The 18,891-nt window shown below is 72.0% G+C and carries 15 protein-coding genes; 8 read left to right on the forward strand and 7 right to left on the reverse strand.

The genetic code is table 11. From position 1 onward, the window contains the following. Nucleotides 1–138: 138 nt before the first annotated feature. From ACIGQF_RS06150 to ACIGQF_RS06160, 3 genes are all read left to right on the forward strand, one after another. Complete coding sequence (locus ACIGQF_RS06150; protein ID WP_399706088.1) at nucleotides 139–1,416, forward strand: exo-beta-N-acetylmuramidase NamZ domain-containing protein; 1,278 nt, start codon at nucleotides 139–141, stop codon at nucleotides 1,414–1,416. 115 nt (nucleotides 1,417–1,531) lie between these two features. Further along, a complete protein-coding gene (locus tag ACIGQF_RS06155; RefSeq protein ID WP_399706395.1) occupies nucleotides 1,532–2,863 on the forward strand; it encodes an MFS transporter in 1,332 nt (443 codons plus the stop codon). 126 nt (nucleotides 2,864–2,989) lie between these two features. Next, complete coding sequence (locus ACIGQF_RS06160) at nucleotides 2,990–4,318, forward strand: serine-threonine protein kinase (protein ID WP_399706090.1); 1,329 nt, start codon at nucleotides 2,990–2,992, stop codon at nucleotides 4,316–4,318. 72 nt (nucleotides 4,319–4,390) lie between these two features. On the opposite strand, the gene ACIGQF_RS06165 is transcribed toward ACIGQF_RS06160, so the two are convergent. Continuing rightward, a complete protein-coding gene (locus ACIGQF_RS06165; RefSeq protein ID WP_399706092.1) occupies nucleotides 4,391–7,210 on the reverse strand; it encodes a penicillin acylase family protein in 2,820 nt (939 codons plus the stop codon). Between the two features lie 210 nt (nucleotides 7,211–7,420). On the opposite strand from ACIGQF_RS06165, the gene ACIGQF_RS06170 reads away from it, so the two are divergent. Together ACIGQF_RS06170 and ACIGQF_RS06175 are read left to right on the forward strand one after the other, a co-directional pair. Continuing rightward, a complete protein-coding gene (locus tag ACIGQF_RS06170) occupies nucleotides 7,421–8,032 on the forward strand; it encodes a hypothetical protein (protein ID WP_399706093.1) in 612 nt (203 codons plus the stop codon). 229 nt (nucleotides 8,033–8,261) lie between these two features. Next, a complete protein-coding gene (locus tag ACIGQF_RS06175; RefSeq protein WP_361563473.1) occupies nucleotides 8,262–9,626 on the forward strand; it encodes an OFA family MFS transporter in 1,365 nt (454 codons plus the stop codon). Nucleotides 9,627–9,781: 155 nt separating this feature from the next. On the opposite strand, the gene soxR is transcribed toward ACIGQF_RS06175, so the two are convergent. Further along, nucleotides 9,782–10,288, reverse strand: a complete 507-nt coding sequence (soxR, locus tag ACIGQF_RS06180; protein ID WP_399706398.1) for a redox-sensitive transcriptional activator SoxR — start codon at nucleotides 10,286–10,288, stop codon at nucleotides 9,782–9,784. 81 nt (nucleotides 10,289–10,369) lie between these two features. On the opposite strand from soxR, the gene ACIGQF_RS06185 reads away from it, so the two are divergent. Next, nucleotides 10,370–10,831, forward strand: coding sequence for a MaoC family dehydratase (locus tag ACIGQF_RS06185; protein ID WP_399706096.1), 462 nt, complete (start codon nucleotides 10,370–10,372; stop codon nucleotides 10,829–10,831). A gap of 7 nt (nucleotides 10,832–10,838) precedes the next feature. Here the strand turns inward: ACIGQF_RS06185 and ACIGQF_RS06190 are convergent, their stop codons facing one another. Together ACIGQF_RS06190 and ACIGQF_RS06195 are read right to left on the reverse strand one after the other, a co-directional pair. Then, nucleotides 10,839–11,468 (reverse strand): TetR/AcrR family transcriptional regulator, encoded by a 630-nt coding sequence (locus ACIGQF_RS06190; RefSeq protein WP_399706099.1) that lies wholly within the window; start codon nucleotides 11,466–11,468, stop codon nucleotides 10,839–10,841. 171 nt (nucleotides 11,469–11,639) lie between these two features. Next, a complete protein-coding gene (locus ACIGQF_RS06195) occupies nucleotides 11,640–12,797 on the reverse strand; it encodes an acyl-CoA dehydrogenase family protein (RefSeq protein WP_399706101.1) in 1,158 nt (385 codons plus the stop codon). A gap of 115 nt (nucleotides 12,798–12,912) precedes the next feature. Between ACIGQF_RS06195 and ACIGQF_RS06200 the strand changes: the two genes are divergently transcribed. After that, nucleotides 12,913–13,545, forward strand: a complete 633-nt coding sequence (locus ACIGQF_RS06200; RefSeq protein ID WP_399706104.1) for a TetR/AcrR family transcriptional regulator — start codon at nucleotides 12,913–12,915, stop codon at nucleotides 13,543–13,545. 139 nt (nucleotides 13,546–13,684) lie between these two features. Next, the gene (locus tag ACIGQF_RS06205) at nucleotides 13,685–14,689 is read left to right on the forward strand and encodes an urea transporter (protein ID WP_399706106.1); all 1,005 of its coding nucleotides are present in this window, start codon (nucleotides 13,685–13,687) and stop codon (nucleotides 14,687–14,689) included. Here ACIGQF_RS06205 and ACIGQF_RS06210 read toward each other — a convergent pair. From ACIGQF_RS06210 to ACIGQF_RS06220, 3 genes are all read right to left on the reverse strand, one after another. Next, nucleotides 14,664–16,046, reverse strand: a complete 1,383-nt coding sequence (locus ACIGQF_RS06210) for an MFS transporter (RefSeq protein WP_399706109.1) — start codon at nucleotides 16,044–16,046, stop codon at nucleotides 14,664–14,666. The two genes, ACIGQF_RS06205 and ACIGQF_RS06210, sit on opposite strands and share 26 nt — an antisense overlap. 212 nt (nucleotides 16,047–16,258) lie before the next feature. Further along, nucleotides 16,259–17,338, reverse strand: a complete 1,080-nt coding sequence (locus tag ACIGQF_RS06215) for a Zn-dependent alcohol dehydrogenase (protein ID WP_399706111.1) — start codon at nucleotides 17,336–17,338, stop codon at nucleotides 16,259–16,261. A 94-nt stretch (nucleotides 17,339–17,432) separates the two neighbouring features. Beyond that, nucleotides 17,433–18,851: an aldehyde dehydrogenase family protein gene (locus ACIGQF_RS06220; RefSeq protein WP_399706112.1), complete on the reverse strand. Its 1,419-nt coding sequence runs from the start codon at nucleotides 18,849–18,851 to the stop codon at nucleotides 17,433–17,435. Nucleotides 18,852–18,891 lie beyond the last annotated feature (40 nt).

Genomic DNA, 18,891 nt, shown 5'->3' on the forward strand with positions numbered 1-18,891 from the left:
GTCAGCAGGCAGACTAACCAGTCGGTATGTCGCTGCGGAAGCCCCCGGGGCGCAGCCGTACGGGGCAATACCCCGGCGGCGGGCGGCCCGGCGCATTAGCGTGCAGGGCACACAAATTCCGATCCCGGAGGTGTGCGCATGTCCCTGTCCAGAAGAAGCCTGCTGGCCGTCACCGGCGCGGTGGGTGCCGCGTCGGCGGCGAGCGCCGGCCCGGCCGCCGCGCTATCCCCCGCGGCGGCGCCACGCGGCCACGGCCACCGCGTACGGACCGGCTTCGACCTGCTCGCGGCCGACGGCTACGCGCTGCTGTCCGGGCAGAAGGTCGGCATGGTCACCAACCCGACCGGCGTCACCCCGGAAGTCGAGCACATCGTGGATGTGATGCACGGGGACGAGCGGGTGCGGCTGACCGCGGTCTTCGGGCCCGAGCACGGCTTCCGCGGCACGGCGCAGGCGGGCGGTTCGGAGGGCAAGCACGACGACCCGGCGACCGGGCTGCCGGTGTACGACACGTACCAGAAGAGCGGGAAGGCGCTGGCGGACATCTTCACCGAGTCCGGGGTCGACACGGTGGTCTTCGACATCCAGGACGTCGGCGCGCGCTTCTACACCTACATCTGGACGCTGTACGACTGCATGGTGGCGGCGGCCGTGGCGGGCAAGCGCTTCGTGGTGCTGGACCGGCCGAACCCGGTGACCGGCCGGTCCGCCACCGGCCCCGTGCTGGACAAGAAGTACGCCTCGTTCGTGGGCCGGGAGCCGATCGCACAGGCGCACGGGATGACGGTGGCGGAGCTGGCGCTGCTGTTCAACGACCGGTTCGTGCCCGCGGCGGCCGGCAAGAAGGTGCGGCTGGACACCGTGCTGATGAAGGGCTGGCGGCGCGGCGACTTCTTCGACGCGACCGGGTTGCCGTGGGTGCCGCCCAGCCCCAACATGCCCACCGCCGACACCGCACTGGTCTACTCCGGCACCTGTCTCTTCGAGGGCACCAACCTCTCCGAGGGCCGCGGTACCACCCGCCCCTTCGAGCTGCTCGGCGCCGAGGGCATCGACCGGAAGTGGGCGGCGGCGGCCAACGCGGAGCGGCTGCCCGGCGTCCGGTTCCGGGAGGCGTACTTCGCGCCGACCTTCTCCAAGTTCCAGGGGAAGACGATCGGCGGGGTGCAGCTGCACGTGGAGGACCGGGCGGCGTTCGACCCGGTGCGCACCGGCATCGCGCTGCTGGTGACGGCGAAGAAGGCATGGCAGGACTTCGCGTGGCGGGCGGACCACGGCATCGACCGGCTGGCCGGCACGGACAGGGTCCGCACGATGATCGACGCGGGCGCCGGCACGGCCGAGGTGGTGGGCGCCTGGCAGACGGAGCTGGCGAAGTTCCGCGCGCTGCGGGCGCGTTACCTGCGCTACCGCTGAGAGCGCGTCACTGCCGTACCACTGAGCGGGCCGGGCGGGAAGCCGTCCGGCGGCCGTCTCAGCAACCGAGACCACATGTCCCACCTATTGACTGCCCAGTACAACGACCGTGAGCATGCGGCTCGTGCACAGCGAAGCGACAGCAGAAGAGACCACGGCCGGCGCCGCCGCGCCCGACGGCAGTCCGGAGAGCCTGCGGCGGGTGGCCGTGGCCTCGTTCATCGGCACGGCCATCGAGTTCTACGACTTCTACATCTACGGGACCGCGGCCGCGCTCGTACTGAACCAGGCGTTCTTCCCGACCCTGGACCCGGTCAACGCGACCCTGGCCTCCTTCTCCACCTACGCGGTGGCGTTCGCGGCCCGGCCGCTCGGCTCGATCGTCTTCGGGCACTTCGGCGACCGGGTGGGCCGGAAGTCCGTACTGGTCGTCTCGCTGCTGCTGATGGGCCTGTCCACGGCGTTCGTCGGTCTGCTGCCGGGCTACGCCACGCTGGGCATCTGGGCGCCGATCCTGCTGATCCTGCTGCGTTTCGTGCAGGGCATCGGGCTGGGCGGCGAGTGGGGCGGCGCGGCGCTGCTCGCGGTCGAGCACGCCCCGAAGAAGCGCCGCGGCCTGTACGCCGCCTTCCCGCAACTGGGGCCGTCCGTCGGGTTCTTCGCCGCGACCGGCATCTTCTGGCTGCTCTCCTCGTCCCTGGCCGACGGGGCGTTCCGGTCGTGGGGCTGGCGCATCCCGTTCCTGCTGTCGTTCCTGCTGGTCGCCGTCGGCCTGTTCGTCCGGCTGAAGATCAGTGAGACGCCGGTCTTCGCGAAGGTGATGGACGAACAGGAGGCCAGCAAGGTCCCCACCCTGGACGTGATCCGCGGGCACTGGCGCGAGCTGCTGCTCGGCTCGGGCGGCATGATCATCGCGTACGGGCTGTTCTACACCGCGACGACGTACTGCCTCTCCTACGCCACCGGCACGCTCGGCGTCTCCCGCAGCACCATGCTGGGGCTCTCCCTCGTGGCCTGCCTCTTCCTGGCCGCCGGCACCTGGCTCGCCGCCACCCGTTCCGACGGCGCCGGCCGCCGCAAGCTGATCCTGGCCGGCTGCGGTCTCGCGGCCGTCTGGGGCCTGATCCTCTTCCCGCTGCTGGACACCGGGTCGCCGGTGCTGGTGGCCCTGGCCCTCGGCGGCGCGCTGTTCTGCATGGGCGTGGTCTACGGGCCGATGGGCGCGTACCTGCCCGAGCTGTTCGGCACGAAGGTGCGCTACTCCGGCGCCTCGCTCGCGTACAACCTCGGCGGGGTGCTCGGCGGCGCGGTCTCCCCGCTGATCGCCACCCGCCTGCAGTCCGCCTTCGGTTCCTCCTCCGTCGGCTGGTACGTCTCCGCGATGGCCGTCGTCTCCCTGCTGTGTGTCCTGGCGCTGCCGGAGACCCGGGAGCGCGAACTCGCCTGACCCGGGGGCCCGGTGGTGCGCCGCCCCCGGCTTCCGGTAGGACACCCGCCTCCGTCGTCCTGCGTATGGCGGTGACGGCCGTTGCGCAGGACGATCGCTGCACGAGCGGCAGCGAAAGGGGTCGTCATGGCGGGTGTCGGGGTGCGGCCGTACTGGGAACTCACATTTGACGCCGACGGAGACGTCGAGCGGCGGCAGCGGGACGCGCTGCTGGCGGGCGCGGTACGGGAGCGGCTGACCGATCTCGTGGTGTTCTCGCACGGGTGGAACAACGACCGGTCGATGGCCACGCGCCTGTACACACGGTTCTTCGAGCCCTTCCCCGAGCTGCTGGTGGACGGGCGGGCCCGGGTGGGGTACGTGGGCGTGCTCTGGCCGGCGCTGCGCTTCACCGACGAGCCGATCCCCGACTTCGATCCCTCGTCACAGGCCCGCGCCACCGCCCGTGCCGCGGCCGCGCCCGAGCCGGAGCTTACGGACTCCCTGCGGCGGCAGCTGGCGGTGGCCTTCCCCGGCCGGGAGGTGGTACTGGACCGGATCGCGCAGCTGCTGGCGGAACGGCCCGACGCCCGCTCGGCGTTCGACGAGTTCGCGCGGCTGGTGCGGGAGCTGATCGCGGTTCCGGAAGACAGTCCCGACCTCCGGTACGGCGCGGACAGCGGGGACGGCACGCCGGGCATGCTCACCGACGACGCGCTGGAGGTCTGCGAGGTACTCACGGCGGCGCTGCGGTCGGCCGGCGCCGGGGTGTGGCCGGGCGAGGCCGTGGACGCCGAGCGGCAGCCGCTGTTCGGCGGCGGGCTGACCCGGCTGTGGAACGGCGCGCACGAAATGCTGCGGCAGGGCGGCTACTACGCCATGAAGCGGCGCTCCGGCACGGTGGGCCGGCTGGGGCTGGGCCCGGTGCTGGGCAAACTGGCGGACGGCGCGCCGGCGGTACGGGTGCACCTGGTCGGCCACTCCTTCGGTGCCCGGCTCGTCTCGTACGCGCTGAGCGGGATGCCGTCGGGGGCACGGAACGTGAAGTCGGTGACGCTGCTGCAAGGGGCGTTCTCGCACTACACGTTCGCCGCGCGGCTCCCGTTCGACCGGGACCGCTCCGGTGCGCTGAACGGCGTGCAGCAACGCATCGACGGCCCGTTGGTGGCCTGCCACTCCTCGCACGACGACGCGCTCGGCACGTTCTACCCGCTGGCGTCGAAGATGGCGGGGGACGCGACGAGCTTCCTGGGCCTGTTCGACCGCTGGGGCGCCATCGGCTTCCACGGCATCCAGGCGGTGGACGGGGCGCGGCGGATCCGGCTGGGCGAGGCGGTGCCGGCGGCGGGCTGCGTGAGCGTGGACGCCTCGGCCGTGGTCCGGCGCGGCGGGCCGCCGGCCGGCGCGCACAGCGACATCTGCCACCCGGAACTGGCCCGGGTGGTGCTGGAGGCGGGCCGGATCGGCCGCGACTGAACGGCGCGCACAGCCGGGCACAGTGCGCGGAGCCCCCACAGCTCCGCGCACCGTGCCGCTCGCCCGGACCACCTATCGGTGGCTCGGGAACTCCACCACCTGCTGGTAGGTGGGCCGGTTCTGCCAGCTGATGGGGTCGTGGGTGATGCCACCGACGGCGCGCTGGATGATCGCGTCGGAGCACCACTGGTCGCCGGCCTTGCAGGAGTCGTCGCCCGGGTAGACCTGCTCGGCGGTCTTCCCGGCCGCTTCGCGCAGCGTGTCGACGAGGGTGTCGTGGCAGGCGCTCAGGTCACCGCTGCCGCAGTACCGGTCGGCCAGTCCGCCGCGCACCTTCTCGCCGAGGACCGCGCGCAGGTCCTTGTCGGCGTAGGACCACCAGCCGTACTGGAAGGCGGAGCCGGCGTGGCTGCCGGTCGGGCCGTGGCCGGCCGAGGGCGACTCGTCGACGGTGATGTTGGCCTTGAGCGCGTCGTAGAGGCCGTTGCCGAGGCCGGGCCTGAACGCCTTCTCGATCATCAGGGGCCACCAGGCGTCCATGATCCGTACGGCGTCGGAGTGGGCGTACGTCTTGGACCCCGGGGTGGTCTCGCGGCGCTGCGCGCCGTCCTTGCGCCAGGCGTCCAGCTGCTGGACAGCCGTCTTGATCTTCGGATCGTCGACGGGAGCCGAGCGCAGCACCTTCAGCAGCTCCGGCAGCACGTCCTCGCCGCGCAGGTCGGTGACTGCGGCCTCGCTCATCGCGCGGGTGAGGGAGGCGCGGGTGACGCCGCCCTCCTGGACCAGTTCCTTGACCCGGTCGTCGAGCAGGTTGCCGCGATGCACGGACCCGTTCCCGAAGCCGGCCGAGTCGTAGTCCTTGGCCTGCTTGTTGTTCCACGAGATGTAGTAGTCCTGGCCGACCGACTGCGGGTGCTGCGAGGGCGGGGTGTAGGCCGAGGTGTTGGCCTTCGGGTCCCAGTCCTGCCATTCGTACGCCTTCTCGGCGCGGACGGGGAGGGACGGGTCGACGTCCGGGTTGCGGACGGGGTTCAGGCCGCTGTTGTAGTACGCGATGTCCTTGGAGTCGGCGTAGAACCAGTTGAAGGCGTAGCCGATGTGCTGGGCGGCCTGCTGGAAGGACTTCGCGTCCTTGACGTAGGACGGGTCGTTGAACATCTGGAAGCCGATGATGGAGTCGGCCTCGTGGCGGTAGGTGGAGCGCTGCGCGGTGTAGGCGACGGGCTTGCCGTCGACGGTCGCGCGGTGCGTCACGACGCCGAAGTCGGTGCGGTAGACCTGCATCCGGTAGGACCCGGCGGCGGTGGGGTCGGCGACGGTCGGCTTCCAGGAATTGCTGCGCTCCAGCTTCTCCATGGGGACGCAGGTGCCGTCCTTGCGGTAGCCGGTGGAGTCCTTGCTCGGCGCCGAGCCGTCGGTGTTGCACAGGTCGACGGCGTAGGTGTCGGTGATGTCCTGGCTCGCGGAGGTGGCGCTCCAGGCGTAGTCCTGGCCGCGGCCGAGCTGGACGTACATGCCGACGCCCGCGAAGGAGGCACCGCGGGCGCTGATGCCCGGCCCCTGGATCTCCTGGAGCATCAGCAGCTGCGGGGCGAAGTAGCCGGTCTGCGGGCCGAAGACGGCGACCGGGTTGCCGGAGGCGGTGTGCTTGCCGGAGACCAGCAGGGCGTTGGACATGCCGCGGTGCTGGGTGGCGTCGAAGCTGCCCTTCGGGAGCACCCCGTCCTTGAAGACGCCCTTCATGGGCTTGAGCTTCTTCGGGGTCTTCACCTCGGCCTGCGGCGGGTCGCTCTTGGCGGTGGCCGCGCCCGTCCGGTCGTACACCAGCGGTTCGGCGGTGACCGAGCCGCGGTCGGGCAGGGCGGTGCCCTTGGCGTTCTTCGGCTTGGCCGCGTACGGGAAGGACTGGCCGTCGTGGAGCGTCATGGCCGCTTCGGGGTCGTTGCGCTCCCGGAAGGACTCCCAGACCTCGGTGCCCTTCTCCACGCCGTACTTCTGCTGGGCGGAGAGCAGGGCGAGGGCCTGCGGCACCTCGCCGCCGCCCCCGTTGCCGAACAGCCCGCCGACGACGGAGGCGAGGGCGATCAGGTCGGTCAGCTCGAAGGGCTTGATCTCCCCGGCGTTGGTGATCGCGTCGACGTGCCCGGTGAGCACGTACTCGCCGGGGAAGTAGCGCCCCTTCTTGGACTTCTCGCGGTAGGCGTTGATGCCGTCGACGTACGCCTGGGCGTCCGCCATGGCCTGCTCGCCGCGCGGGCCGTTGTTCTTCCGGATGGACTCGACCTGGTCCTTGAGGTCCTGCTCGGTGTACGGGGCCTTCGGCCAGAACTCCTGCTCCAGGCCCTGGTTGGCGAGCGCGCCGCCGGCGAAGGAGGTCAGCTCGCCGCGACCGATGTGCCGGAAGAGGTCCATCAGCCACAGCCGGTCCTGGGCGGCGGCGTAGCCCGCGCCGTACTCGGTGCCGTAGCGGGTGGTGCCCTTGATGTGCGGGACGCCCGTCTTCTTGTCGCGGGTGATCGTGACGTCGTCGCGGGGCGAGGTGACCTTGCCGACCTGGTCCTCGGGGACGCCGAAGGAGGCGTCGTTGAAGAAGTTCTTCAGGGTGTCGTCGGTGAGCGACTGGTGGCCGCCGTTCAGCGCGTCGTAGGGGCCGAGCTGGTCGGAGGCGTGGGCCGGGCGGGTGCCGAAGACCTTGTTGCCGAGGACCTCGGCGAGGGTGGCGTTGCCGTTCTCGCCGGGCGGCAGGATGTCGGCGCACTGGCCCTTGCAGTGGTCGGCGGGGGCGGGGTCCGCGGTGGCCGCCGCGGCGGGGAGGGGCGCCAGGGCACTGGCGCCCAGGGCGAACACTGCTGCCAGGGCGGCAGCGGCGCGCCTTCCGGTACGTCGTCGCATTCCTGCTCCTTGGGAGGCGGGTGCGCAGGAGGTTACCGGCGGTAAAGGCGCGACGGAAGATGAACAACAGTCAACTTTCCTTCAACCCACAGACCCCTTACGACACATGGCCAACACGCCGAATGGGCACGTCAGTTCGATGGATCCGGACGGCGGTCCGCTACGTCCATTCCATGTCCAGTCGGGTCCTCCCCACGGAGGTGGGATGAAATGGCCGGTTTCAGAGCTCTCGCCGAACAGGTCCGCAACCCCCGTCTCGTCGCGACTCAGCGGCGGACGGCACTGCGCAAGTGCCTGGAGCGGTTCGCCCCGTACGGGCACCGCGCGACATGGCACCATCTGTGCACCCGCGCAGGCATCGGGACGCAGGACCGCAACCCCGACCCGGGCCGGCTCGTGGCCGCCCTGGCGGAACTGGAGGAAGCACGTAACCTCTGGCTCGCGTACGAAGAGGATTTCGCCGCCCGCAGGCGGCGCGAGAAGCACGACGGCATCCGGCAGCCGGGTGCCCTGCACGAATGGCACCTGCGCACCTGGGGAGGGTGCGACATCGTGCCGTGCGAGTCCCCGGACCGGCACCCCACCGCCCGGCTGGCGGACGTCCTGCGCCGGGTGATCGCGGCCATGGAGTCGGGCCGGGCACGCGAGGACTGCCCGGTGTGCGGCGGCCACCGGTTCGTCTGGCAGACCGACGCCGAGCGCCCGATGACCGGACCGGTCTGCCAGGAGTGCGGCGTGGTCACCCCGGCCGCGGTCCTCACGGCGGCGACGCTCTCCGCGGCCCGCCGGGCACGCACGGAGCGCGCGTTCGCGGCGGCCTGAGCGGCGCACCCGCCGCTGCCGTCGCCGCACGCCCTCGCACGGATCACCGCGCGGGACGCACCGGGGAGCCGCTTTCGGGACGGGGGACCCGAAGGGCCGACGCGGCACGGCCGCACCGGGCACGGGGGACCCGCCGGTGCCCTTTTCCCGCCGCACCGGACGGGCTTTTTTGGTTGATTCTTTGACGAGATCTTCCCCTGGCTCGCCGGGCGGCACTACGTTCACCTGCATGCTCGCGCTCGCCCGTTCCGCCACCGTCGCCCCGCCGGGCTGGAGCCGCTGGCTCGTACCGCCGGCCGCGCTCGCCATCCACCTCGCCATCGGCCAGGCCTACGCCTGGAGCGTGTTCAAACCGCCCCTGGAGTCCTCCCTCGGACTCTCCGGCACCGCCTCCGCGCTCCCCTTCCAGCTCGCCATCGTGATGCTCGGCCTGTCGGCGGCGTTCGGCGGCACGCTCGTCGAACGGCGCGGGCCGCGCTGGGCGATGCTCGTCTCCACCGTCTGCTTCTGCTCCGGCTTCCTCGTCGCCTCGCTCGGCGCCGCCACCGGCCAGTACTGGCTCGTCGTCCTCGGCTACGGCTTCATCGGCGGGATCGGCCTGGGCATCGGCTACATCTCCCCGGTCTCCACGCTGATCAAGTGGTTCCCGGACCGCCCCGGCATGGCCACCGGCATCGCCATCATGGGCTTCGGCGGCGGCGCCCTGATCGCCTCCCCCTGGTCCAGCGGGCTGCTGGACGCGCTGGGCACCGACTCCGCCGGCATCGCGCAGACGTTCCTCGTGATGGGGCTGGTGTACGCGGTCTTCATGTCGCTGGGCGTGCTGCTGGTCCGCGTACCGCCGGACGACTGGCGGCCCCCGGGCGCCGCGCCCGCCGGGAGCGCGCCGCGCGCCCTGGTCACCACCGCACAGGTCTCCGCCCGCAACGCGCTGCGCACCCCGCAGTTCTGGTGCCTGTGGGTCATCCTCTGCATGAACGTCACGGCCGGCATCGGCATCCTGGAGAAGGCGGCGCCGATGATCGCCGACTTCTTCGCGGACACCTCGACGCCCGTGAGCGCGGCCGCGGCGGCCGGCTTCGTGGGCCTGCTCTCGCTCGCCAACATGCTCGGCCGGTTCGCCTGGTCCACCACCTCCGACCTGGTCGGCCGGAAGAACATCTACCGCCTCTACCTCGGCGTGGGCGCCCTGCTCTACCTCGTCCTGGCCACGACCGGCGACGCGTCCAAGCCGCTCTTCGTGGCCTGCGCCGCGGTCATCCTGTCCTTCTACGGCGGCGGCTTCGCCACGGCCCCCGCATACCTGAAGGACCTCTTCGGCACGTACCAGGTCGGCGCGATCCACGGCCGGCTGCTCACCGCCTGGTCCACCGCCGGCGTCCTCGGCCCGCTCATCGTCAACGCCATCGCGGACTCCCGGCACGCCGCCGGGCACCACGGTCCCGACCTCTACACCACATCGTTCTTCATCATGATCGGCCTGCTCGTGATCGGCTTCGTCGCCAACGAGCTGATCCGGCCGGTGCATCCGCGCCACCACGAACCGGTGGAGCCGCGGAGCCAGGAGGAACGGGAAGAAGGAGCCGCCCTGTGACCGGCCGCCGCCGCGCCCTGCTCGCCCTCGCCTGGCTGTGGGTCGGACTGCCCTTCGCCTACGGGCTGTACGAGCTGGCGCTCAAGATGACGCAGCTGTTCACGGGCTGACACGACCGGTCATGCGTCAGCCGTTCACGGGCTGGCGCATGACGGTCACGTGCCCGGCCGGGCGCACGCGCCGGCGTCGTCCCGCTCCCGCACCGCCCGGTCGACCCGCAGCCGCCGCGCGCCCGGCCCCTGTTCGCCGAGCTCGTCGTACGGGTTGGAGAGCGTGCACTTCTCCAGGGAGAGGCAGCCGCAGCCGATGCAGTCGGTCAGCCGGTCGCGCAGCTCCAGGAGCTGGCCGATGCGCTCGTCCAGCTCGCCGCGCCAGGCCTCGGAGAGCCGGGCCCAGTCCTCACGGTTGGGGGTGCGCTCCTCCGGCAGTTCGGCGAGCGCCTCCCGGATGACGGCGAGCGGGATGCCGACGCGCTGCGCCGCCCGTACGAAGGCGACCCGGCGCAGCGTGTCGCGGGTGAACCGGCGCTGGTTGCCCGCGGTCCTGGTGCTGCTGATCAGGCCCTTGGACTCGTAGAAGTGCAGGGCGGAGACGGCGGCGCCGCTGCGCGCTGCGAGCTGGCCGACGGTGAGCTGACGGGATAGCTGGGGCACGTCCGCCAGCCTAACCGGCCGGTCCGTTGACAGCGGAGCCTCCGCACAGCAAGCTGAGCAAGCGCTTAGTCGATGAGGAGGCATACGGACATGGCAGACCCCCGAGTGTTCGGTTCGCTGGACGAGCTGCGTGGAGCGGTCGGCGAGGAACTCGGCCCGAGCGACTGGCTGGAGGTCGACCAGAAGCGGATCGACCTGTTCGCCGACGCCACCGGCGATCACCAGTGGATCCACGTCGACCAGGAGAAGGCCAAGGCCGGTCCGTTCGGCACCACGATCGCGCACGGCTATCTCACGCTGTCGCTGCTGCCCGCGCTGGTACCGCAGCTGATGCGCGTCGACAACGTCAAGATGGGCATCAACTACGGCACGAACAAGGTGCGCTTCCCCTCCCCCGTGCCGGTCGGCTCGCGGGTGCGCGCCACCGCGAAGATCGCCGAGGTGGCCGAGGTGGCGGGCGGCGTGCAGCTCACCACGACGGTGACCGTGGAGCGCGAGGGCGGCGACAAGCCGGTCTGCGTCGCGGAGTCGGTCAGCCGCTTCTACCTGTAGGGCTGCGCTACGGGCGGCGCGCGCCCACCATGCCCAGCACCAGGTCGGCGTAGAGCTCACCGACCTGGTCGGGCGTGCGCTTGCCGTCCGCGGTGAACCACCGCGCGACGTCCACGCAGAGCGAGAGCACCGCCAGCGTCGTGCCGGGCACGTCGCGCACGGAGAACTCCCCGGCGTCCGTGCCGTCCTGGATGATCTCCCGCAGCAGCCGGTCGGTCTGCCGCCGCAGGTCGGCGATCTCGGTGTAGTGCTCCTCGCCGAGCGCCTTCAGCTCGTACTGGATGATGCGGGCCGTGGTGTGCCGCTCGGCGTGCCAGCTGGCGAAGGCGCGTACCGCGCGGCAGAGCCGGTCGGCGGCGGTGCCCTCGGCTCCGGCCGCGGCCGCCATGATCTTCAGCGCCCGTTCGTGGCCGGTGACGCTGATGCGGTAGAGCAGCTCTTCCTTCGTCTTGTAGTGGATGTAGAGCGCTGCCGGGCTCATGCCGGCCCGCCCGGCGATGTCGCGGGTGGTCGTGGCGTGGTAGCCGCGCTCGGCGAACGCCTCGACGGCCGCTCCGACCAGCCGCTGGGCGGCGTCCGGGGCCACGCCGGCCCATTCCTCGGCGACCTGGTCCGTCCGCTCCGCCTCGGCACCCATCGCGCACTCCGATCCCGCGGTCCGCCGCGGTCCGTCCGCGGCGGGGCCATCAGATCGAACACCATACCCGCAGAACTGAGCAAGCGCTTAGCGTGCGAGAGCCCGGCCGGCCCTCCGAAGACCGTGCCGGGCCCGTGGGTGCGCGTACGTACCGTACGTGCCACCGTCCGCTCAGAACGCCGAGACACCCGTCAGCGCGCGCCCGATGAGCAGCTTCTGGATCTGGCTGGTGCCCTCGTAGAGCGTCATCACGCGGGCGTCGCGGACCAGCTTGCCGACCGGGTACTCGTCGATGTAGCCGTACCCGCCGAAGACCTGGAGGGCGTTGTTGGCGCAGCGCACCGCGGCCTCGGAGGCGAACAGCTTGGCCTTGGACGCCTCGGTGACGAACGGCTCGCCGCGGTCGATGAGGTCGGCGACCCGCCAGGTCAGCAGCCGGGCCGCGTCCACGTCCAGCGAGATGTCGCTGAGCAGTTCCTGGACGAGCTGGTGGTGGGCGATGGTCTTGCCGAACTGGTCGCGCTCGGTCGCGTAGCCGACCGCCGCGTCCAGCGCGGCCTGGGCGATGCCCACGCAGCCGGCGGCGACCGACATCCGGCCCTTGGCCAGCGCGGACATGGCGACGGAGAAGCCCTTGCCCTCGGGGGCGATCATCGCGGAGGCCGGCACCCGGACGTCCTCCAGGACCAGCTCGGCGGTGGCCTGGCCGCGCAGGCCCAGCTTGCCGTGGATCTCCCGGCGGGAGAGGCCGGGGGTGTCGGTGGGCACCAGGAAGGCGCTGACGCCCTTGTGGCCGGGCTCGGCGCCGGTGCGGGCGAAGAGCAGCACCACGTCGGCCCAGGTGCCGTTGGTGATGAACATCTTCGTACCGTTGATCACCCAGTCCCCGGCGTCACCGTCACGGACGGCACGGGTGGTCAGGTTGCCCGCGTCGGAGCCGGTGCCGGGCTCGGTGAGGCCGAAGCAGCCGATGGCCTCGCCCGAGGTGAGCCGGGGCAGCCACTCCTGCTTCTGCTCCTCGCTCCCCCAGGCGGCGATGGACTTGCCGACCAGACCGAGCGATACCGAGACGATGCCGCGCACGGAGGAGTCGCCCCGGCCCAACTCCTCGGTGACCAGCGCGTACGCGAAGTGGTCGCCGCCCGAACCGCCGTACTCCTCGGGGATGGTCAGGCCGAGGAAGCCCAGGTCGCCCATGGTCTTCACGAGGGAGCGGTCGACCTGTTCGGCGCGGTCCCACTCCGTGGCGTGCGGGGCGACCTCGCGGTCGACGAAGTCCTTGGCGAGCTGCCGGACGGCGGCCTGCTCCTCGGTGAGTTCGAGGTTCATGATGCGTCTTCCTCTGAACGGTGGCAGTGGGGGCGACGGCGGCGGTGCCCGTGCGGACGCCCGCGCCTTAATTATCACTGCTAGTTTTTCGGCGGCAGCCTCTACTATGTGCGTCATGGCCCGACCCCGCAAGCCCCTGCTGAACCGTGAGCGCATCGTCACGGCGGCCCTCGCGCTCATCGACGAGGAAGGGCTGCAGGCGCTGTCCACGCGGCGGCTCGCCGCCGAACTGGGGGTGAGCGGCCCCTCGCTCTACAACCACTTCACGACCAAGGACGAGATCCTCGACGCCGCGGCGGACATGGTGATCGCCAAGGTCGACGTCTCCGGGTTCGGCCCGGACCGGGACTGGCGGCGCGGCCTGGTGGAGTGGGCCCGCTCCTACCGCGCGGCGCTCGCCGCGCACCCGAACTTCGTGCCGTTCCTCGCCCAGGGCCCCGGCCGCCGCCCGGCGGGCCTGAAGATGGCCGACGAGGCGTTCGGCGGCATGGTCGAGGCCGGCTGGCCGCCCGCCCAGGCCACCAAGGTCTGCGCGATGGTGCGGTACTTCGTCGCGGGTTCCGCGCTGGGGTCCTTCGCGCGCGGCTTCGTCGACGACGCGGCCGCATACGATCCGGCCGACTACCCGCACCTCGGCCAGGCCCATCTGCTCGCCGAACACCAGCAGCAGGTCGACGAGGGCGCCTTCGAGTCCGGCCTGCAGGCGCTGGTCGACGGCCTCGCCCTGCAGTTCCAGCCGGCCTCCTAGCCGGACCCGTACACGGCGTTCGCCGACCTCCCGGCCGGACCCGTCCGCGGCATTCGCCGACCTCCCCTGTCATCTATTTGTAACACGCATGTAATATCCGGGACGCCCGTGACGTAGTGCGCGCGACAGGAGAACCCACGTGCAGGAGCCGATAACGGACCGGCGGTACTACGCCTTCGTGGTGCGCGTGCTGCGCGGCCAGGCACAGGTCGACTTCCTGCCCAGCGCGCTCGCCGGCCTCGTCTTCACCGTCGCGCTCAGCGCCGCCGGCTGGGAGTACGGCGTCTACGGACTGTGCGGCACCGCACTGGGCACCGCCACGGCGCAGGTCCTCGGGGTGGCCCGCGACCGGGTCACCGCGGGCCTGGAAGGCTTCAACTCCTGCCTGGTGGCGGTGGGTTTCGCCGCGTTCCTGGGCGCCGACCACCTCTCCACCGCGCTGTTGGCGGCGGGCGGCTGCGTGGTCGTCACCGTGCTCACCGGAGCCATCGGGACGCTGCTGCGCCCCTGGAACCTCCCCACGCTGACCCTGCCGTACTGCCTCTCCGCCAGCGCCATGACCATCGCGGCGCCCGGCTTCACCCGCACCTGGCACCACGACGGCGGACTGGCCGCCCTCGCCCGCCCGGCAGTCGGCCGCACCTCGCTCTCCTGGACCGACCTGTGGCACGCGTTCTTCTCGAACATCGCCCAGATCTTCTTCATGCCGCAGTGGTACGTCGGCGCGCTCTTCCTCCTCGGCATTTTCGTCGCCGACCGCCGGCTGGGCGCACTGGCCTGCCTGGGCAGCGTGGTCGGCATCGTGGCGAGCTGGCTGCTGGGCGCCCCCGCGTCGCAGATCGCCGACGGCGGGATGGGATACAACGCGGTGCTCGTCACGATGGCGCTGGGCGGGGTCTTCCTCTCCGCGGGCGGCTGGTCGCTGGCGTACGCGGTGACCGGTGCGGCCGCCGCGACCATCCTGACCTCGGCGACCGCCGCGCTCTTCGCGCCGTCCGGCGGCCACACCTTCACCTGGCCCTTCGTGCTGACCACGCTGGCGTTCCTGGTGGCGGTGCCGGCCTTCCCCCGGTTGCGGAAGGCCGGCGCGCCGGAAGCCGCCGCGGCGCCGGGCCGCGCTACTCCGCCGGCTGCGGCCGCGTAGCCGGGCCGGCGGCGGCTGCCTCCTCGGCGGCCGCCCGCCGGGCGCGCTTGGCCAGTACCGCGATGGAGGCCAGCGCGACCACCGAGAGCAGGATGATGTAACCGGAGACCGCCATCGAGGTGCCGCTCGCCTCCAGCAGCAGGACCATGAGGAACGGCGCGAGGCCGCCGCCCAGGACGGCGCTGATCTGGTAGCCGAGCGAGGCCCCGGTGTAGCGCATCTCCGCCGAGAACAGCTCGGCGAACAGCGCGGCCTGCGGCCCGTACATGATGCTCAGGAAGCAGCTGGTGACGAACGTGCCGACGGCCAGCCACACCAGCGAGGCGGTGTCGATCAGCAGGAACATCGGCACCGCCCAGACCAGCAGTCCGATCGCGCCGAGGGTGTAGACGCGCAGCCTGCCGATCCGGTCCGAGAGCGCGGCCGCGGCCGGGATCAGGGCGAGCTGGGTGAGGCTGACCAGGAGGGAGACGGTCAGTACGGCCGTGCGCTGCATGTCCAGTTCACGGGTCGCGTAGTCCAGTACGCCGGTGATCAGGATGTAGAACGTCGCGGTGTTCACCGCGAAGGAACCGCCCGCCAGCAGGACCGTGCCGAGGTGGTGGCGGAGGATCGAGCGCAGTGGCGAGCGCTGGGTGTCGGCCTGCTTCTCGGCGGCGGCCAGCTGCCGTTCGGCGGCCCGGAACTCCGGGGTCTCCTCGACACGGGTGTGGATGTACCAGGCGAGGATCAGGACGAGCACGCCGACGAAGAACGGCAGCCGCCAGCCCCAGGAGGCGAACGCCTCGTCGCCGACGGCCGCGCCGGCCACCAGGAAGACGCTGTTGGCGGTCACCACGCCGATCGGCACGCCGAGCTGCACGAGCGAGCCGTACAGCCCGCGCTTGCCCTCGGGGGCGTACTCGGTCGCCATCAGCATCGCGCCGCCCCACTGGGCGCCGACCGCGATGCCCTGCACGATGCGCAGCGTCACCAGCAGGACCGGGGCCGCGATGCCGATCGTGTCGTACGTGGGAAGCAGGCCGATGCCGGTGGTGGCGATGCCCATCAGGGTCAGTGCGAGGACGAGCATCGGCTTGCGGCCGCGTTTGTCGCCGAGCTGGCCGGCGATCACACCGCCGATGGGTCTGGCGAGGAAGCCGACGGCGAAGGTCGCGAACGCGGCGAGCACGCCGGCGACCTGACTGCCGGAGGGGAAGAAGGAGTGGCCCAGTACGAGGGCCGCGGCGATGCCGAAGACGAAGTAGTCGTACCACTCGACGGCGGACGCCAGGGCGGCCGCGGTGGCCACCTTGCGGCGGTGCCGGGCGGTGGGCTGCGGGGTGGTGCTCGGTGTCGCGGAGGAGGCCGTGTCCATGCGTGCACGCTCCGAGGGGTGCGGGAAGGGGGGCGGCGCCGTGATTGCGGGTGACCGTACCGACCGGCTGGTACGGGGTCAACGGTCCGCGCAACAGCAGTTTTTACGCCTGCATGGGTGAGCCTTTGCCCAGGTCGGCGAGGGGCTTCCGGGCAGCCCGAAGGCCCCCGGGGCGCGGCGCTCCGGGGGGCTCGGCGGTGGGCGTCGGCCCCTCAGAAGACGATCAGCGCGCGGCCCCCCTTGCCCGCGAGCATGGCGTCGAAGGCGGCGGGGATGCCCTCCAGGCCGATCCGCTCGGTGACCAGCCCGGAGAGGTCCAGCGCGCCGCTGCGTACGTGCTCGGCGATGACCGGCAGGTCCTTGGCCGGGTCGCTGTTCCCGTAGACGCAGCCGGAGAGGGTGCGGCCGAAGTAGAAGAGCTCCAGGGCCGAGAAGGTCACCTGCTGGTCCTGGCCGCCGACGCCGACGACGGTCGTACGGCCGCCACGGCGGGTCGAGGACCAGGCGGTGCGGATCGTGTCGGCGCGGCCGACGCACTCCAGGGCCACGTCGGCGCCGATGCCGCCGGTGAGCTTGCGGATCGACTTCGCCGTGTCGTCAGCGGCGACGAGGAAGTCGGTGGCACCCGCCGCGCGCGCCAGCTCCTCCTTCGCCGGGGAGACGTCCACGGCGATGATCCGGCCCGCGCCCGCGATCCGCGCGGCCTGGAGGGTCGCGAGGCCCACCCCGCCGACGCCGAAGACCACGACCGACTCGCCCGTGCGCACCTGTGCGGAGTGGTGGACCGCGCCCCAGCCGGTGAGGACCGCGCAGCCGAGGAGCGCGGCCTCGGTGAGCGGCACGCCCTCCGGGAGCGGCAGCGCGGCGTGGGCCGCGACCACCGTCTCCTCGGCGAACACGGCCGTGCCCAGGCCCGGGTACAGCTCGCCGCCGCCCGCCCGCGTGGCGTACGGCTTCGCGGCCGCCGCTGCCGAGTTGGCGCACAGCCACACCTCGCCCAGCCCGCAGAAGTGGCAGTCGCCGCAGGACGGGGCCCAGTTGAGGACGACCCGGTCGCCGGGCGCGAGGCCGGTGACGCCGTCTCCGACGGCGGTGACGGTGCCCGCGCCCTCGTGGCCGAGCACCGCGGGGACCGGCTGCTTGAGGGTGCCGTTGGACAGTGACAGGTCGGAGTGGCACACCCCGGCCGCGGCGAGCTTGACCCGGACCTGGCCGGGTCCGGGGTCGGGCAGCTGGATCTCGGCGATCTCCAGCGGGGCGTTGACGGCGGGCAGTACGGCAGCGCGGACCACGGTGCGGTCTCCTCGGTGGGGAGTGCGGTGTACGGGCGGGAACTGCGGGTGGCGGGCGGGGCGCCGGCCGGGCCGGCGCCCCGGTCGGATCAGGTCAGAGCTGGAGCGACTTGGTCTGGAGGTACTCGGTCAGACCGTGCGGGCCCAGCTCGCGGCCGACGCCGGACTGCTTGTAACCGCCGAAGGGCGCGAGGAGGTTGAAGCGGCCGCCGTTGATGTCGACCTGGCCGGTGTCCAGCTTCCGGGCGAAGGCGACCGCGGTCTCCTTGTCCGCGGCCCAGACCCCGCCGGCGAGGCCGTAGACCGTGCCGTTGGCGATCTCCACGGCCTCGTCCTCGTCGCGGTACTTCAGGATCGAGATCACCGGACCGAAGATCTCCTCCTGGGCGATGGTCATGTCCGGGGTGACGTCGGCGAAGACGGTGGGCCGGACGTAGTAGCCCTTCTCCAGGCCCTCGGGGGCCTCGGCGCCGCCGGCGACCAGCCGCGCGCCCTCCTCCTGGCCCTTGGTGATGAAGCCGCGGACGCGGTCGCGCTGCTTCTCGTTGACGACCGGGCCGAGCCGGCTCGCGTCGTCGTTCGGGTCGCCGGGCAGGTACTTGGCGACGATCTCGGCGGCCAGCGTCACGGCCTCCTCGTACTGGTCCTCGTGGACCAGCATGCGGGTCAGCGCGTTGCAGGACTGGCCGGAGTTGCGGATCACGTCGGCGACGTTGACCTTCACCGCCTTGGCGAGGTCGGCGCCGGGCAGGATGACGTTGGCGGACTTGCCGCCCAGTTCCAGGGCCACCCGCTTGACCGCGCCGCCGGCGATCGCACCGATCTTCCTGCCGACCGCGGTGGAGCCGGTGAAGGAGACCAGGTCCACGCCCTCGTGCTCGGCCAGCGCCTGGCCCGCGACCGTGCCGAGGCCGGTGACCAGGTTGAAGACGCCGGCCGGGAGGCCGGCCGCGTCCACGCATTCGGCGAAGAGCTGCGCGGTGAGCGGGGTGTCCTCGGCGGGCTTGAGGACGACGGTGCAGCCCGCGGCGAGCGCCGGGGCGACCTTGTTGGTGATCTGGTGCAGCGGGTAGTTCCACGGGGTGATCGCGCCGACCACGCCGACCGGCTCGTGCAGCACGGTGGAGGTGCCGAGCTGCTCCTCGAAGGAGTACTCGGCGGCGAGTTCGGCGTACGAGGCGGTCACCGCGATGGGCATGGCGGTCTGCACGTTCGTGGCGAAGGCCGTCGGCGAGCCCAGCTCGGCGGTGATGGTCGCGGCGATCTCCTCGGCGTGCGCCTTGAGCTGCTCGACCAGCGCGGTGAGCTTCGCGGCGCGCTCCGCGGGGGCGGTGGCGCGCCAGCCGGGCAGTGCGGCGCGCGCCGCGCGTACGGCGGCGTCGATGTCGGCGGCGGTACCGGCCGGAACGGTGGCGATCACCTGCTCGTCGGCGGGGTTGCGGACCTCGATGGTGCCGTCGCCCACCGCGTCCCGCCAGGCTCCGTCGATGTACATGCCGTCGTGTGCCTTCATCTGGCGTCCTCCGGTGCGGTTCGGTGCGGGCCATGCGTCG

This window comes from Streptomyces sp. NPDC053560 (assembly GCF_044544605.1).
In the GTDB taxonomy this organism is placed as follows: Bacteria; Actinomycetota; Actinomycetes; order Streptomycetales; family Streptomycetaceae; genus Streptomyces.

Excerpts from the sequence above, each read along its gene's own strand:
- ACIGQF_RS06165 (WP_399706092.1), bottom strand. The coding sequence starts at position 7,210 with ATGCGACGACGTACCGGAAGGCGCGCCGCTGCCGCCCTGGCAGCAGTG.
- ACIGQF_RS06160 (WP_399706090.1), top strand. The coding sequence starts at position 2,990 with ATGGCGGGTGTCGGGGTGCGGCCGTACTGGGAACTCACATTTGACGCC.
- ACIGQF_RS06200 (WP_399706104.1), top strand. The coding sequence starts at position 12,913 with ATGGCCCGACCCCGCAAGCCCCTGCTGAACCGTGAGCGCATCGTCACG.
- ACIGQF_RS06185 (WP_399706096.1), top strand. The coding sequence starts at position 10,370 with ATGGCAGACCCCCGAGTGTTCGGTTCGCTGGACGAGCTGCGTGGAGCG.
- ACIGQF_RS06150 (WP_399706088.1), top strand. The coding sequence starts at position 139 with ATGTCCCTGTCCAGAAGAAGCCTGCTGGCCGTCACCGGCGCGGTGGGT.
- ACIGQF_RS06220 (WP_399706112.1), bottom strand. The coding sequence starts at position 18,851 with ATGAAGGCACACGACGGCATGTACATCGACGGAGCCTGGCGGGACGCG.
- ACIGQF_RS06195 (WP_399706101.1), bottom strand. The coding sequence starts at position 12,797 with ATGAACCTCGAACTCACCGAGGAGCAGGCCGCCGTCCGGCAGCTCGCC.
- ACIGQF_RS06155 (WP_399706395.1), top strand. The coding sequence starts at position 1,532 with ATGCGGCTCGTGCACAGCGAAGCGACAGCAGAAGAGACCACGGCCGGC.
- ACIGQF_RS06175 (WP_361563473.1), top strand. The coding sequence starts at position 8,262 with ATGCTCGCGCTCGCCCGTTCCGCCACCGTCGCCCCGCCGGGCTGGAGC.
- ACIGQF_RS06190 (WP_399706099.1), bottom strand. The coding sequence starts at position 11,468 with ATGGGTGCCGAGGCGGAGCGGACGGACCAGGTCGCCGAGGAATGGGCC.
- ACIGQF_RS06170 (WP_399706093.1), top strand. The coding sequence starts at position 7,421 with ATGGCCGGTTTCAGAGCTCTCGCCGAACAGGTCCGCAACCCCCGTCTC.
- ACIGQF_RS06210 (WP_399706109.1), bottom strand. The coding sequence starts at position 16,046 with ATGGACACGGCCTCCTCCGCGACACCGAGCACCACCCCGCAGCCCACC.